At 64.3% G+C, this 14,570-nt stretch carries 15 protein-coding genes; 12 read left to right on the top strand and 3 right to left on the bottom strand.

The features are described 5' to 3' along the window. Nucleotides 1–17: 17 nt before the first annotated feature. Nucleotides 18–980 (top strand): tyrosine recombinase XerC, encoded by a 963-nt coding sequence (locus E3T50_RS00950; RefSeq protein ID WP_241990682.1) that lies wholly within the window; start codon nucleotides 18–20, stop codon nucleotides 978–980. Between the two features lie 52 nt (nucleotides 981–1,032). Here E3T50_RS00950 and E3T50_RS16085 read toward each other — a convergent pair whose 3' ends face one another. Continuing rightward, nucleotides 1,033–1,566, bottom strand: coding sequence for a murein hydrolase activator EnvC family protein (locus tag E3T50_RS16085; RefSeq protein WP_166784166.1), 534 nt, complete (start codon nucleotides 1,564–1,566; stop codon nucleotides 1,033–1,035). Nucleotides 1,567–1,900: 334 nt separating this feature from the next. Between E3T50_RS16085 and rpsB the strand changes: the two genes are divergently transcribed. From rpsB to E3T50_RS00900, 9 genes are all read left to right on the top strand, one after another. Further along, the gene (gene rpsB / locus E3T50_RS00940) at nucleotides 1,901–2,839 is read left to right on the top strand and encodes a 30S ribosomal protein S2 (protein ID WP_134550162.1); all 939 of its coding nucleotides are present in this window, start codon (nucleotides 1,901–1,903) and stop codon (nucleotides 2,837–2,839) included. 9 nt (nucleotides 2,840–2,848) lie between these two features. Beyond that, nucleotides 2,849–3,676, top strand: a complete 828-nt coding sequence (gene tsf, locus E3T50_RS00935) for a translation elongation factor Ts (RefSeq protein ID WP_134464763.1) — start codon at nucleotides 2,849–2,851, stop codon at nucleotides 3,674–3,676. Between the two features lie 148 nt (nucleotides 3,677–3,824). Continuing rightward, entirely contained in the window at nucleotides 3,825–4,565 is a 741-nt protein-coding gene (gene pyrH, locus E3T50_RS00930; protein ID WP_166784180.1) for a UMP kinase, read from the top strand. A gap of 30 nt (nucleotides 4,566–4,595) precedes the next feature. Further along, the gene (gene frr / locus E3T50_RS00925) at nucleotides 4,596–5,150 is read left to right on the top strand and encodes a ribosome recycling factor (protein ID WP_134464761.1); all 555 of its coding nucleotides are present in this window, start codon (nucleotides 4,596–4,598) and stop codon (nucleotides 5,148–5,150) included. An 11-nt stretch (nucleotides 5,151–5,161) separates the two neighbouring features. After that, nucleotides 5,162–6,175 (top strand): phosphatidate cytidylyltransferase, encoded by a 1,014-nt coding sequence (locus E3T50_RS00920; RefSeq protein ID WP_134464759.1) that lies wholly within the window; start codon nucleotides 5,162–5,164, stop codon nucleotides 6,173–6,175. A 46-nt stretch (nucleotides 6,176–6,221) separates the two neighbouring features. Continuing rightward, complete coding sequence (locus E3T50_RS00915; protein WP_134550160.1) at nucleotides 6,222–6,929, top strand: DivIVA domain-containing protein; 708 nt, start codon at nucleotides 6,222–6,224, stop codon at nucleotides 6,927–6,929. 54 nt (nucleotides 6,930–6,983) lie between these two features. After that, nucleotides 6,984–7,646 carry an aggregation-promoting factor C-terminal-like domain-containing protein gene (locus tag E3T50_RS16480; RefSeq protein ID WP_241990681.1) on the top strand — a complete coding sequence of 221 codons (663 nt, stop codon included), beginning with the start codon at nucleotides 6,984–6,986 and terminating at the stop codon, nucleotides 7,644–7,646. A gap of 56 nt (nucleotides 7,647–7,702) precedes the next feature. Then, nucleotides 7,703–8,005, top strand: coding sequence for a hypothetical protein (locus E3T50_RS00905; RefSeq protein ID WP_174844708.1), 303 nt, complete (start codon nucleotides 7,703–7,705; stop codon nucleotides 8,003–8,005). A gap of 49 nt (nucleotides 8,006–8,054) precedes the next feature. Beyond that, nucleotides 8,055–8,774 carry an alpha/beta hydrolase gene (locus tag E3T50_RS00900; protein ID WP_134550454.1) on the top strand — a complete coding sequence of 240 codons (720 nt, stop codon included), beginning with the start codon at nucleotides 8,055–8,057 and terminating at the stop codon, nucleotides 8,772–8,774. Between the two features lie 44 nt (nucleotides 8,775–8,818). On the opposite strand, the gene E3T50_RS00895 is transcribed toward E3T50_RS00900, so the two are convergent. Together E3T50_RS00895 and E3T50_RS00890 are read right to left on the bottom strand one after the other, a co-directional pair. Continuing rightward, nucleotides 8,819–9,868, bottom strand: coding sequence for an AI-2E family transporter (locus E3T50_RS00895; RefSeq protein WP_134550159.1), 1,050 nt, complete (start codon nucleotides 9,866–9,868; stop codon nucleotides 8,819–8,821). A gap of 23 nt (nucleotides 9,869–9,891) precedes the next feature. Continuing rightward, nucleotides 9,892–11,499: a coiled-coil domain-containing protein gene (locus tag E3T50_RS00890; protein ID WP_134550158.1), complete on the bottom strand. Its 1,608-nt coding sequence runs from the start codon at nucleotides 11,497–11,499 to the stop codon at nucleotides 9,892–9,894. Nucleotides 11,500–11,743: 244 nt separating this feature from the next. On the opposite strand from E3T50_RS00890, the gene E3T50_RS00885 reads away from it, so the two are divergent. Further along, nucleotides 11,744–13,573 carry a DUF8094 domain-containing protein gene (locus E3T50_RS00885; protein WP_134550157.1) on the top strand — a complete coding sequence of 610 codons (1,830 nt, stop codon included), beginning with the start codon at nucleotides 11,744–11,746 and terminating at the stop codon, nucleotides 13,571–13,573. Beyond that, nucleotides 13,570–14,562, top strand: coding sequence for a tetratricopeptide repeat protein (locus tag E3T50_RS00880; protein ID WP_134550156.1), 993 nt, complete (start codon nucleotides 13,570–13,572; stop codon nucleotides 14,560–14,562). The genes E3T50_RS00885 and E3T50_RS00880 overlap by 4 nt, the downstream gene beginning before the upstream one ends. The last annotated feature ends 8 nt before the right edge of the window (nucleotides 14,563–14,570 follow it).

Raw genomic sequence — 14,570 nt, 5'->3', positions numbered from 1 at the left:
GCAGAGATAATCAACCCGTGCACCTGAGCGACGACATTGACGATTTTCTGCGCTACCTCACCGCTGAGCGCGGCTACTCGGTGCATACCGTGCGGGCCTACCGCACCGACCTGGACCAACTTGCCAGGTTTGCTGCCGACCGCGGCAACCAGGCATCCGCCGATCTGAGCCTCGAACTCATGCGGGAATGGCTGTGGGTTGCCACCCAGGCCGGTTTGGCCAGGGCCACCCTGGCCCGCCGGTCGGCGTCGGCGCGCAGCTTCACGGCCTGGCTCGCATTCAGCCACGACGACAGCACCGATCCGGCGGCCCGCCTGCGCTCGCCGAAGCCGGGACGCACCCTGCCGCGAGTCATCACCCATGCCCAAATGACCGACCTGCTCAACCTGCTGGCATCGCGCACCGCCGGGGGAGAGACACTCGCGCTGCGCGATCGAGCGATCGTCGAGTTGCTCTACGCCTCAGCGCTGCGCGTGTCTGAGCTCGTCGGCCTCGATCTCGCGGACGTCGACCTGGACCGGTTGACCGTACGGGTCACCGGCAAGGGCGCGAAGGAACGCGTGGTTCCGTTCGGGGTTCCGGCGCAGCGCGCCCTCGTCGACTACCTGCGCCAGGCCCGGAACACGCTCGCAACCGAAGCGGCGGGAACCGGGAACGCGGGGTCGCCGGGGGCCGTGCCGACCGTCACTGCAGCACCGAACGCCACCGCGCTTTTCCTGGGCCGTCAGGGCCAGCGCCTCGGCGTGCGTGGGGTCTACCGCCTCGTCGCAACGTTGCTCGCCGCGGTTCCCGGCACCGGTCCGGCCGGACCGCACGCCCTCCGCCACACCGCAGCTACCCACTTGCTCGATGGCGGGGCCGACTTACGCGCGGTGCAAGAACTTCTCGGGCACGTCAGTCTCGGCACCACCCAGATATACACCCACGTGTCGGCGGAACGACTCAAAGCCAGCTATCGACTGGCCCACCCCCGCGCCTGACCCTGCCCGAGCACAGCATCGCGCCGTGCCGCCGTGTACGGTGCCGCCGTCTTCACCGTGCCGCTGGCAGCAGGATCGCGCGGGACAGATTGCCGAGAAAGAGCAGCGGCGACACGTACGACCCGTGCAGACGCACACCGAAGTGCAGGCAGCCGGGCGGGCAATGACCACCGGTCGCCACGGTACCGATCACCTGCCCCGCTCGCACGCGATCTCCTACCACGACGAGGGCGACCACGGGCTCCACGGTCGCGATCAGATCACCCGGTTGCGTGATTGACAGCAGCGGCCGATCAACGACTCTGCCCGCAAACGACACCACACCATCGTGCGGAGCAAAGACCTCCTCGTGGGCCTCAGCCGCCAAATCGATCCCGCGATGACCGCCCGCATAGGGCGACTCCGGCGCGACGAATGCCCGGGTCACTCGGTGCGGTTGCGCCAGCGGCCACCGCCAGCCCTCAGCGCGTGCCGGAGCAGTGATCGACGGCGTCGCGGCCCGCGCGGCACCGGAAGCCGGCCCGGCACCAGAAACCACCATCACAGTAATGAGAGCGGATGCCGCCAGTACGCGTGGGTTCTGCATCTGCTCAGCCTGCCGCGTGGCCTCGCTCTCGGCTGGGCAGCGGGCGGATTCGTGCACACTTCTGAAGTGCCGGGCCTGTGGAGGAGACAGAGGAGACAGAGGAGACAGAGCCGGTCGCTTCCGAACCCCCGGCGGTGATACGCTATTCGAAGCAGCGCTTTGTGCGCTGACTACGCGTGCCCATTTGGCCGCCACGTTCAATCGGTCCCGTCTCACGAGAATCTTCGTGTCACAGGGCGGACGTGCGCCGGGCACCAGGAGCAATGATCGACCGATCATTGCACAAACCGATTGGTGTGGGTTTCCAACCCGCATCAGAACAGGAGTACGGCACATGGCCGTCGTAACCATCCGCCAGCTGCTTGACAGCGGCGTGCACTTCGGGCACCAGACCCGCCGTTGGAACCCGAAGATGAAGCGTTTCATCTTCACCGAGCGTTCCGGCATCTACATCATCGACCTGCAGCAGTCGCTCGGGTTCGTTGACAAGGCTTATGACTTCGTCAAGGAGACGGTTGCCCACGGCGGCACCATTCTCTTCGTCGGCACCAAGAAGCAGGCCCAGGAATCCATCTCCGAGCAGGCGCAGCGCGTGGGCCAGCCCTACGTCAACCAGCGCTGGCTCGGTGGACTCCTCACCAACTTCCAGACCGTTTCCAAGCGTCTGGCCCGCATGAAAGAACTCGAAGAGCTCGACTTTGAGGACACCGCCAAGAGCGGGTTCACGAAGAAGGAAATGCTCATCAAGAAGCGCGAGCTCGTCAAGCTGCACAAGAGCCTCGGCGGCATCCGCAACCTCACGAAGACCCCGTCGGCGTTGTGGGTTGTGGACACCAACAAGGAGCACCTCGCCATTGACGAGGCGCGCAAGCTCGGCATCCCCGTCATCGCGATCCTCGACACCAACTGCGACCCCGACGACGTGCAGTACCCGATTCCGGGCAACGACGACGCCATCCGCTCCGTTGGCCTGCTGACCCGCATCATCGCGGACGCCGCAGCCGAGGGACTCATCCAGCGTCACGCCAAGCCGGAGGCCGAAGTCGAGCCCCTCGCTGCGTGGGAAGCTGAACTGCTTCAGGCCACCGACGTCGAGACAACCCCTGCGCAGTCCTCTGCCGAAACCGAGAAGGTTGCCGACGCTACTGTCGTCGCCGACGAGGCCGTCATTGCAGAGTCCACCATCGCCGACGCTGTCGCCGACACCGACGTTGCTGCCGTACTGGCTGCCGTCGCTGACGACACGACCGTTGTTGCAGACGAGACCAAGTAAGGAACCCGGATGGCAAACTTCACACTCGAAAACGTCAAGGCTCTTCGCGAGAACCTCGGCACCGGAATGGTCGACACCAAGAATGCCCTCGTTGAAGCTGACGGCGACATGGACAAGGCCATCGAGATCCTGCGTCTCAAGGGTGCCAAGGGCAACGCCAAGCGCGCCGACCGCTCCACCTCGGAGGGACTCGTCGCTGCCAAGGAAATCGGCACGACCGCGTTCATGATCGAGCTTGCTTGCGAGACCGACTTTGTCGCGAAGGGTGACAAGTTCGTCGTCCTGGCCGACAAGGTTCTCGACGCGATCGCCGCTGCTGGCGCACGCGACGTTGAGGCTGGACTGGCCGCATCGGCCGGAACCCAGACCGTTGCGGAGCTCATCGACGGCGAAGCCGCCATCATCGGCGAGAAGTTCGAACTTCGCCGTGTCGCTGCTGTCGACGGCGAGTTGTTCTCGATCTACCTGCACAAGACCAGCAAGGACCTGCCTCCGCAGGTTGGCGTTGTTCTCGGCTTCTCGGGAGCCGACGTGGAAACCGCGCGCAGCGTGGCCCAGCACATTTCGTTCGCCAACCCCGAGTACCTCGCGGCGAGCGATGTTCCTGCTGACCTCGTGGAGACCGAGCGCAAGATCGTCACCGAGATCTCCAAGAACGAGGGCAAGCCGGAAGCGGCACTGCCCAAGATCGTTGAGGGACGCGTCAAGGCCTACCTCAAGCAGGTCGCACTGCTCGAACAGGACTACGCCAAGGACAACAAGCTGTCCGTCGCGAAGGTTCTCGACGACGCAAAACTGACCGTGTCGGGCTTTGCCCGATTCAAGGTCGGCGCCTAACAAAAAATGACGGAGGCCGGATTGCGAAAGCGATCCGGCCTCCGTTTTGTGTGTGTGCCCCGGTGGGGTACGCGCGCGCACTCGGTAGTTTGGTAGTACTCCCTCTCGGAAGGCCCCGCACGACATGACTGACACGGCCAGCTCGCCCATGCCCCACACCAGCCCGATAAACCCGACCGCGGTTGTGAAGAAACGACGCGTGCTTCTCAAACTGTCCGGTGAGGCCTTCGGCGGCGGCGCCGTGGGTGTGAATCCCGATGTCGTCAGCTCACTGGCCCGGGAGATCGCCGAGGGTGCCAAGCAGGTCGAAGTGGCCATCGTCGTCGGCGGCGGCAACTTCTTTCGAGGCGCCGAGCTCTCCCAGCGCGGTATGGACCGCGGACGCGCCGACTACATGGGCATGCTCGGCACCGTCATGAACGCCCTCGCCCTGCAGGACTTTCTGGAACAGGCCGGTGCCGAAACCCGCGTGCAGTCCGCCATCTCGATGACCCAGGTCGCCGAGCAGTACATTCCGCGGCGCGCCGAACGGCACCTGGAAAAGGGCCGCGTTGTTATCTTCGGTGCTGGAGCGGGACTGCCCTACTTCTCGACCGATACGGTGGCCGCGCAGCGTGCCCTGGAAATCGACGCCGACGTGGTGCTCGTGGCGAAGAACGGCGTGGACGGTGTGTATTCCGACGACCCGCGCACCAACCCGGATGCTCGGAAGATTCACCACATCACCTATCTGGAGGCCCTGCAGCGCGGCCTCAAGGTGGTCGACTCCACCGCGTTCAGCCTGTGCATGGACAACCACATGCCCATGCAGGTGTTCGGCATGGCGCCCGAGGGCAACGTCACCGCGGCCATCCTCGGCACCGATCTGGGCACCCGCGTCTCCAACTAGAATTGTTCCACCACCAATAAAGGAGTCACCGTGATCGCGGATGTTCTTTCCGACGCCACTGCGCGCATGAACCGGGCCCTCGAGGCCGCCAAAGACGACTTTGGCACCGTGCGAACCGGCCGCGCCAACCCGCAGATGTTCGCGAAGATCCTGGTGAGCTACTACGGCACGCTCACCCCGCTGGAACAGCTCGCGTCGCTGCAAAACCAGGAAGCGCGCACCATGTTGATCGGTCCCTACGACAAGTCCGCGCTGCGCGACATTGAGATCGCCATCCGCGATACCCCGAACCTCGGCGCCAACGTCGGCAACGACGGCACCACCATCCGGGCTACCCTGCCCGAACTCACCACGGAACGCCGCAAGGAATTCGTGAAGATCGTCAAGGCCAAGGCGGAGGATGCCCGCATCTCGGTGCGCAATATTCGCCGTAAGGCCAAAGACGAGCTCGATGCGCTCAAGAGCGAGGTTGGCGACGACGAGGTGGGTCGCGCCGAAAAAGAGCTCGAACTGATCACCAAGAGCCACGTGGACGGCATTGACGACGCTTTCAAGCGCAAGGAAGCCGAACTCCTCGAGATCTAGGGAACGATCAGATGACCGAGAAACCGGGGAACGATCAGCCGCATAAACGCGGTCACGGCGTCAGTCGCGCCGAGTTCCGGGCGCAGGTGAAATCGACCCGCGCTGATTTCGAACGTCAGGTGCAGAACACCAAGGCTGATTTTGAACGCCAGGTGCAGGCGACCCGGGCCCAACTCGACGCGACGAACGAGCGCATCGAGGCCCGCACCGGGCGCAACCTTATTCTGGCCATCCTGATCGGACTCGTGCTCGGCGGCGCCATGCTCGTGAGCCTCATCATCATCAAAGAACTCTTCATGATCTTCGCGGTCGTGATCGTGGGATTCTGCGCCTTTGAACTGGCCCAGGCCCTGAGGCACGCCGGGCGAAACGTGCCGCGCATCCCCGTGATTGTCTCCGCGGTCGCGATCGTCCCGGCCGCGTTCTACGGCGGAGCGATCGGCCAATGGCTGGTCATGCTCGGCGGCATCGTGCTGATCGGCCTGTGGCGTTTGGCCCTGCTCGTGGTTACGTCTCATCGAGCCTCGGCCCGTTCCATCGTCGGGGACGTGGGTGGCGGCATCCTGATTCAGGTCTACGTCGTCTTTCTCGCCAGCTTCGCCGTACTGCTCGTCGCTCAGCCGCACGGTCAATGGTGGACCCTCGCCTTCCTGATCCTGGTTATTTCGGCGGATACCGGCGCGTACGTGAGCGGGCTCAATTTCGGTAAGCATCCGATGGCGCCTTCGATCAGCCCCAAGAAAACATGGGAGGGCTTTATCGGTGCCGGGCTGATCTGCATGATTGCCGGCGTCCTGTTATCAATTTTCATGCTCGACCAGGCGTGGTGGTTCGGATTGATCTTTGGAGCGGTCATCCTACTGACCGCCACCTTTGGAGACCTGGCCGAATCGCTCATCAAACGTGACCTCGGCATCAAGGACATGAGCTCGTGGCTGCCCGGTCACGGCGGTTTTCTGGATCGACTGGACTCGATCTTGCCGTCGGCCGCTGCCGCATACGCGCTCTACCTGGTCTTCGCGTGAGCCAGAACGATTTTTCCCCCACAAACTCCGTACGAGACAAGAGGCTATGAGCACCATATTTCCCCGAGTGGGCCGGAAGTCTCTCGGTTATAACGTCACCCAGGTCGAAACATTTCTGGATGCGGCTCGGCGTGCCTACGACCAACCCGACGACGACGAGCTCGACGCCGATACCGGTGTCGTCGAATCCGTCGATACCATTGCCGCCAGCGGCGAGCCCAACCGAACGGTATCCGGGGCGCCGGTCCCTGACGACACCAGGGTCTTTCCTACTGCTGATCACCAGAAGGTCGAGAAGAAAGCAAGCCATGGCAGTGCGGCCCTGACGGCTGAGGGCATCCGCCACACTGCCTTCGCGATGCACAGGGACGGTTACTCTCCCGATCACGTTGATGCGGCCTTGGAAAGACTCGAAGACGCCTTCGCGGCAAGGGAACGAGATCAGGCGACGCGCGCCGGGGGAGAGCAGGCCTGGATGGCGGACGCCGAAAGCGCGGCCAACGTGCTCGTCGCCCGACTCAGCCGCCCGCCCGGGCAGCGTTTCACGCGCGCGAGCGTACTGGCGGTCGGCTATAAAAAGGCGGATGTCGACCGTCTCGCCAACAAATTGGTGAAACATTTCCGACACGGCCACGAGCTCACTGTCGATGAAGTTCGCACGGCCGTCTTTCGCCCTGAGCGCGGTGGATACCGCGAGGCGCAGGTAGACCTTGTGCTGGACAGCGCTGTCGACGTCATGCTCGCGGTGCGCTGAGTTGGCGACCACGACGTGGTCAGTCGTAAATTTGTGCGATAGAGTCGGGGACAAATGGGTAGGCATCAGCACGTAATCGACATTGTTCCGGCCAAGACCCGTCCAAGTGTTTCTCGAACCGGACCTCGGGTGAAGTCGGCGCACTTTCTGTTCGGGTTCACCGCAGCGTTCGCATTCGTGCTCGTTACCGTGGTCGATCCCTACTCGGGCGCTACGGCATCGCCGTACTTTCAAATCGCCGGCAGCACCACCGATGGTGGCCCGGCCCAGGCTGTGCTCGTAGCCGGCAGTTACACCAACACCATCGCTCGGGACGGTTATGTCGTCACCGAGAAGCCCAAACCGGTTCCGGTTGTCGTCGCGGCCGAGAAGAAGAAGCCGAGTTTCTCGGCGCCGTCGGCCGCTGTGCCCGATCCGGGGTCAGCTCAGGCCTACGCCTACGACGCCGTCGCGGCCCGCGGATGGGGCGAGGACCAGTTCAACTGCCTGGTCTCGCTCTGGCAGAAAGAGTCGGGTTGGCGCGTCAATGCGCAGAACGGGTCGAGCGGCGCCTACGGAATCCCACAATCGCTCCCCGGCTCCAAGATGGCGTCGGCAGGCGAAGACTGGGCCACGAACGCCGGAACACAGATTGAATGGGGCCTCGGCTATATCACCGGCCGTTACGGTACACCGTGCGGCGCGTGGGAGAAATCCAAGGCCTCCGGCTGGTACTGACTACCCGCCGGCACCAGCTGGCGTTCGGCCGCAGGGCCGCACTTTAGACTGGACCCATGGCGCGCAGCAATCGATCCCGAGGCCGCAAAGCCAAGCAGCAGCACGACGACGAAGCCGTCGGCCTCAATCACCTGCTGGCGGGGTGGCGGCGCAGTGAGGTTCGTCGGGACGGGCTGTGGCACGTGCAGCCGGTTCCCGCCAAACAGGCGGTTAAAACCTACCTGTGCCCCGGCTGCACCCTCGAGATCGTGCCGGGAACAGCGCACATCGTAACGTGGCGCGGCGATGGGGTACTCGGCGATGCCGCCGACCTGTCCAACCGGCGGCATTGGCATAACCACTGTTGGAAAATCAAGTGACGCACCTGGTACACCAGCGCGCACCGCGATATGAGGAGACTCAGTGACCCTGCCGGTTGACATTCGTGGGGGCATCGAACTGCCCGCCACCGTCGAGCACATCGAACTGCAGACCAGCGATGGGCTCACCCTGGTGGGTGAACTGGCGACCCCGGTCGGACGTGCACCGGTCGCGACGCTTGTGACCCTGCATCCGCTGCCCACCGCTGGCGGCTTCATGGACTCACACATTCTGCGTAAGGCAGCTAACCGCCTGCCTGCCCTGGCCGATTTGGCCGTACTGCGGTTCAACACTCGCGGTACGTCGTCGCCCCGCGGTACGAGCGAGGGCGATTTCGGCCACGGACTCACCGAACGGGCCGATGTAGCTGCGGCGATGGCCTTCGTCGCCGAGCGCGAGCTGCCCAATCCCTGGTTGGTCGGTTGGTCGTTCGGCACAGAACTCGCGCTCAAGTACGGCCTGGAGCATCCGATCCGAGGTGCCATCCTGTTGTCGCCGCCGTTACACCGGACGACTGCTGAGGAGGTGGCGGCGTGGGCCGGCAATGAACGGGCTCTGGTGGCTCTGATCCCCGAGTTCGACGACTATCTGCGACCGGATGCCGCCCGCCTTCGGTTCACGAGCGTTCCCGACCTGCGTCTCGTCGCAGTCGCGGGTGGTAAACACCTGTGGGTCGGTGAAAACCTGACCCGCCGAGTACTGACCGAGATCGTGGCCACCGTCAATCCCGGCGCGCTTCCGCTGCCCACCGAGTGGACGGCGCCGTAGCCAGACGCGTCCTGCGCGCCGGGGCCGCGCGGCCCCGAGACCGGTCAGAGCGCGTTCTGGCGGGGGATGACGACCTGTTTGACGATCATGATGATCGAGGCGGCGACCGGGATAGCGATGAGCGCGCCGAGAATGCCGAGCAGGCTGCCGCCGGCCAGAGCCGCGATCACGACGACCGCGCCCGGCACGGAGACGGCCCGGTTCATGATGTTCGGGCTGAGCACGTAGGCCTCGACCTGCATGTAGATGAGGTAATAAATAGCAGCGGCCAGGGCAGTCTGCGGGGAACTGCCAATCTCGGGGATCAGGCAGGTCAGCACGATGATGACCGAGCCGGAAATGGTACCGATCAGCGGCACCAGGGACAGCAGAAAGGCGATGAACGCCAGAAGGGCCGGAAACGGTGCCCCGATGATCGACAGAAAGATGAAGCTCAGCACGCCATTGACGGAAGCCAACGCTGCCTGCCCGACGATGTACCGACCGACCGCCGTGGTGATCTGCTCGCTGATATCGGTGAAGCGCTCCCGCTTGGACGCTGGAACCAGCTGGTAAGTTGCGCGCTTTATGGCGTTCAGGGAGGCCGTGAAGTACAGCGTGAGAATCAAAATGATGAGACCGCCGAACAGGCCGTTGACAAAAGCCAACCCCGACTGAACGACCGTGGCCGTGATGTTGGTCAGGTTTCCGCCGAGAAAATCGGTAATCGTCCTGCTGATCTGTCCGATGTCGAAGCCGGGGAGCTGCTTCTGGAGATCAGTCAGGAACGTCGAGCTGTTGACTGCCCGAACGAGTTCCGGAATGAGGTTGGAGAGCTTGGACAGCTGGCCGACAATGATCGGAACGATCGCAACGATCACAGCGGTGAGCACGCCGAGCACCGCCGTCACTACGGTCAGAATGGCAGCCCAGCGAGGGAATTTCTTCTTCTCCAACCAGGAAACGGCCGGGTCTAGACCAAGCGCGATGAACAGCGCGGCCCCGACATAGATGATGATCGTCTGCAGGGTGATCACCGAGGTGATGATCAGTAGGCCCAACCCGACGCCCAGGGTACCCACAAGGCCAAACCGGAATGCATTTTGAATTTTCACGTGTCGACTCCAGGAGTGGGGAATTACTCGGCCGTGACCCGTTCCGCCTGGGTCAAAACGCTGCGCAGGCTCTCGAAATAACCGGCAACGGCATCGCGCTCAATCCTAATCTGCGATAACCGGTCTTCGGCGTCGGCGACGAGGGCGCGCGAACGCGTCGTCGCCTCGGTGACGAGGGTGGTGGCGGTGAAGTGGGCGTCGCTGAGAATGCGCGCGGCGTTCTCTTCGGCGAGGTCCTTGTTCGCCTTGGCCTCCTCGCGCGCACCGGTATCCAGTTGCTCGTTGAGGGTGCGCAGCTCGGTGGTGCGCTCCGTCGTCTCGATGAGCTGCTTGGCGGCATCCGCTTGAAACTTCTGCGTCTGCGCCACAGCTTCCTGATGGCGGGCCAGATGGTCCTGCTCGGCCTCATCGCGGCGCGCTTTCAGCTCAACGTCGAAGTCGGCTCGGGACTGATCGATCTCCCGGGTCAGGCGACCCGCCTCGTGCTCACCCTTCTTGCGTGTGGCGGTGAGCTGGTTTTCCAGATCGATGCGGGCCTGTTCGGCCTCGGCCTCGGCGTCGATACGAGCCTGCTGGTTTTCTCGGGCCAGGTCGGCGCCGGCCTGCTCTCCCGTGGCGGTGAGAGCGGCACGGGCCTGCTCGATCTCGCGGGCCAGGCCGGCACGCTTGCGATCGAGCTCGCGAACGAGGTCAGTCTGCGCCTGCTCACGTTCGACCTCGGTCACCGCGTGCGCCTGTTCGATTTCGCGGGCCAGATCGATACGACCCTGCTCGACCTCGGCGGCGAGCAGGGTTCGCGCCTGATCCGCCTCGTGGGCCCCGGCCAGCCGGGCCTGCTCGCTGTCCCGGGCGAGATCGACGCGAGCCTGTTCGGTCTCGGCGCCGAGATCGACGCGCGCTTGTTCGGTCTCCCGCTGTAGATCAGCGCGCTGCTGATCGAGTTCCAGTGCCACTTCGGCGCGGGTCAGCTCGGTCTCGCGAGTCAGTCCGGCCGCAATTTCACGGGCCTCCGTGGCCTCACGCTGGGCGACCACACGCACTTCGGCTGCTTCGCGATCGGCCTCCGAGCGAATGGCCGCCACCTCACGCTTGACCGTGGCACGCGCTTCGGCGGCCTCGGTGGCGACCGCGCCGCGAATCAGTGAGGCATCGCGAACCGCGTCCTGAGTGATCTGGGCCTGGTCGTCTTGGGCCCGAGCGCGCAAGTCATCCGCTTCGACGCGCACGTCATCGAGTACACGGCGTGCCTTGACGGCGGCATCGGACAAAGTGCGTTCGGACTGCTCCACCGCGTTCTGACGAAGCAGCTGCACCTCGTCGTTGGTCGCGGCACGCAGCTTTTCGGCGTCGATATCGGCTTGAGCGATGACGCGGGTGGACTGCTCCTCGGCGACGCGAAGGGTGTTCTCCAGTTTGGTACCGAGACCGGAGAACGTGGGGCTCCCCACCTCCTCGATCTCGGCATTGAGATCGTCGATGCGGCTGGTCAGCCGTTTGATCTCCCGGCCGGCTTCTGCGTTTTGAGTGTTGGCGTGAATCAGTTCGCGTCGCAGCGACTGGACGGCCTTGGTGACCTCATCCTTGTCGTAGCCGCGAAACACCTGGGTGAAATCAGCTTCGTCGTCAGACATTGTTACTCCTCACAAATGGGGCCCCGGCCCTCGATGGATCATGCATGACGGGGAACAGACCAATTTTAGTGCGTTGCCGCCCCAGCTCGGTTTCGCGTACCGACCGACGGGGACGCGGGCGCTATTAGGCACCTTTCAGGACAACGCAGTAACGTAGGAGCTCCGTGCGTGCGGATTTTCAGGCACGTGGGTCAGCCAGAGTGACTGAACAGTACCGACCAGCAAAAATGCTGAAGGGTGATACGTGCGTTTTGTTCTTGCCATCGTGGCCCTCGTTCTTGCTGCCGTGATGATCGTTCTCGGCATCGCGCAGCGAACGATCTTTCTCGAACCCGCTTTCACCTCCCTGAGCTCGACCGTCACCGGTGACGCGAAGTACACCGTGATCAATCCCAGCGCCCTGGCGGGCTCGACGGGCAGCCAGACGATCAACGTGCGCGGAGACGGGGCCATCTTCCTCGCGTACGGGCGTTCCGAAGACGTTGCCGCCTGGATCGGAAACGACGCGTACGCCACCGTCGGCCTCAGCGAGAAAACCGGGGAACTGACCTCTACCGTCACCGATGCCGTCGTTCCCGACAATCCCAACGGAACGTCGGGCGCAGCTGCAACACCGGATGCTGCCGCCGCGATCGTGAATCCAGCCGGCTCAGACCTCTGGCTCGACGAATACGCCGGCACGGAATCCGTGACGACCACGCTGGCCCTGCCCGCGGGTATCTCGGTGCTCGTCGCCTCGGACGGGATCGAGCCGGCGCCCGCGAGCATCCGACTTTCCTGGGCCTCAGACAATTCCACCCCGTTGGCAGGCCCGCTCCTCGCCGGTGGTGCCGTGCTGCTTCTGGCTGGCCTGGTGCTCTACGTGTTGGCCCTGCTGCACCTGCGTCGCTCCCGCCGGCCGCGCCGCAACCTTCCGCGCGGTCCCCGCATGCCCAGATTGCCTCGCGCCCCACGACCGAAGGCCATCAAAGCCAGTCAAATCACCCAATCGCGGCGAGGAATCACCCACCGGGTCGCCGTCGTGCCGATGATTGTGGTCTCCGGCCTCGTATTGACGGGCTGTTCGGCCGATCTCTGGCCCGACCTCAGTACGGCCAGCACCACCACCGCTACCCCTACCGCGACGCCCCAATCCACCGATTCGGTCGAAGCTGCCGCCGAGCTGCCGCCGCCCGCCGTGACCGTCTCTCAGCTGGAGACGATCATGAGTGAAATCTCGCGACTCAGCGCGGAAGCCGATACCAACCTCAATACCGACAGCATCGCGACGCGATTCACCGGGCCGGCCCTGGAACAGCGCCTGGCCAACTACAAGATCCGTGCCGTCGACCCGGCCATCGCCCCGCTCGTTGCACTGCCGGGCGCCCCGCTTACGTTCACGCTGCCGCAGCAGACCAATTCCTGGCCGCGGGTCGTCATGACCGTCATTCAGGACGAAAACGATCCCAGCATTCCAACGATGGCGGTCATGCTCAAGCAGGAATCGCCGCGCGCCAACTATCAGGTGAACTACCTGTTCGCGTTGGAGCAATCGGCGCACGTACCGAAGGCAGCTCCGGCCATCGTCGGTGCACCCGCTATCGCCCCGGACAACAAGCTGCTGTTGCTGCCACCGGACCAGCTGGCCGCCGCCTACGCCGACGTTTTGACGCAGGGCGAAGCGAGCCCCTCGTACGAACTGTTCGAGAGCGAGGGGGACAACTTCCGAATCCAGGTCGCTGACCTCAACGCCGCCAAGATCGCCGCCCTGCCGTCAACCGCATCGATCGATTTCGCGGCCATGGCAGGCAGCGACGAGACCGTCGCCCTGGCCACGAACGACTCCGGCAGCATCGTCTCCGTCAGCATGACGGAGACCGAGACCGTTAAACCCGTCGATGCCGGCGCCACGGTGGGCCCGGCGGCTGACGCCCTCGCTACCAAGGCGCTTTCCGGCATCACCACCACGGCTAAGGGCTTTCAGAATACCTACCGCGACCAACTGCTGTTCTATGTGCCCACGGCCGGTTCAAGCGACAAAATCGTGCTCCTGGGCTTCGCCCAGGGCCTCATCACATCAGCGGAGCTTCCATGACTAATATGCCCCCTCTCGGATCGAACCTGCGCGGAGCGGTCGACCTCTCTTCTCTCGTGAACCGTGCCCCCGTCGGGACGCCGCCGGTCGCCGGTGGTGGCCCACCCGTGACCGGCACACCCGCCGGCGGCGATGCATCGTCGACCGGTGCTGTCACGGTTCCAAGCCTCGTGCTGGACGGCACGGACGCCAACTTCGGTGAGCTGCTCGAGCTCTCCTCCCGCGTTCCGGTTATCGTCGCGCTCTGGGCGTCGTGGAGCGAACCCTCCACCCAGCTCATAACGGTGTTGGAGAAGCTCATCACCGGTCTCGCCGGTCGGTTCGTGCTTGCCCGGGTCGAGATCGACACCAACCCGCAGCTCGCACAGGCGTTCCAGGCACAGTCGGTGCCCACGGTCGCCGCGGTCATCACGGGCCAGCCGGTGCAGCTTTTCAACGGCCCGCTCGCCGAGGAACAAATCAGCGACGTGCTCGGCCGCGTGTTGGAGCTCGCCGCGCAGCAGGGTGTGACGGGCACGGCCGAGGCATCCGACGCGGCCGTCGACGCCGAGCCGGTCCCCGTGGTCGACGAGCCACTGCCGCCGCACCACTTGGAGGCATACACGGCGATCGAAGCCGGCGACTACGCCACCGCCCAGAACGAATACCGCACGGCACTGGCCCAAAACCCGAACGACACCATGGCCGTAGCTGGCCTGGCCCAGGTTAGCCTGCTCGCCCGGCTGCAGGGCAAGACGATCGACCAGATCCGAAACGGTGCGGCATCATCTCCCGACGACCTCGAGGCGCAGCTCCTGGTCGCCGACCTGGACTTGTCGGGCGGACACATCGAAGACGCCTTCGATCGCCTGCTGAATCTGTTCCCGGCGCAGCCCGCACCGGGACGCAACACGATCCGCGAACGCATCCTGGAACTCTTCGATGTCATCGGCACCGACGACCCCCGAGTGGCACCCACCCGCTCTCGCCTGGCGGCCCTGCTCTACTAATCCCCCTG

It is taken from the genome of Cryobacterium gelidum, from assembly GCF_004403985.1.
GTDB lineage: Bacteria > Actinomycetota > Actinomycetes > Actinomycetales > Microbacteriaceae > Cryobacterium > Cryobacterium gelidum.
Note: the sequence above shows the minus strand (reverse complement) of the source record. Positions and strands in the feature narration are given on the sequence as shown.

Excerpts from the sequence above, each read along its gene's own strand:
- pyrH (WP_166784180.1), top strand. The coding sequence starts at position 3,825 with ATGCCCCACACCAGCCCGATAAACCCGACCGCGGTTGTGAAGAAACGA.
- E3T50_RS00915 (WP_134550160.1), top strand. The coding sequence starts at position 6,222 with ATGAGCACCATATTTCCCCGAGTGGGCCGGAAGTCTCTCGGTTATAAC.
- E3T50_RS16085 (WP_166784166.1), bottom strand. The coding sequence starts at position 1,566 with ATGCAGAACCCACGCGTACTGGCGGCATCCGCTCTCATTACTGTGATG.
- E3T50_RS16480 (WP_241990681.1), top strand. The coding sequence starts at position 6,984 with ATGGGTAGGCATCAGCACGTAATCGACATTGTTCCGGCCAAGACCCGT.
- E3T50_RS00880 (WP_134550156.1), top strand. The coding sequence starts at position 13,570 with ATGACTAATATGCCCCCTCTCGGATCGAACCTGCGCGGAGCGGTCGAC.
- E3T50_RS00905 (WP_174844708.1), top strand. The coding sequence starts at position 7,703 with ATGGCGCGCAGCAATCGATCCCGAGGCCGCAAAGCCAAGCAGCAGCAC.
- E3T50_RS00920 (WP_134464759.1), top strand. The coding sequence starts at position 5,162 with ATGACCGAGAAACCGGGGAACGATCAGCCGCATAAACGCGGTCACGGC.
- E3T50_RS00890 (WP_134550158.1), bottom strand. The coding sequence starts at position 11,499 with ATGTCTGACGACGAAGCTGATTTCACCCAGGTGTTTCGCGGCTACGAC.
- rpsB (WP_134550162.1), top strand. The coding sequence starts at position 1,901 with ATGGCCGTCGTAACCATCCGCCAGCTGCTTGACAGCGGCGTGCACTTC.
- tsf (WP_134464763.1), top strand. The coding sequence starts at position 2,849 with ATGGCAAACTTCACACTCGAAAACGTCAAGGCTCTTCGCGAGAACCTC.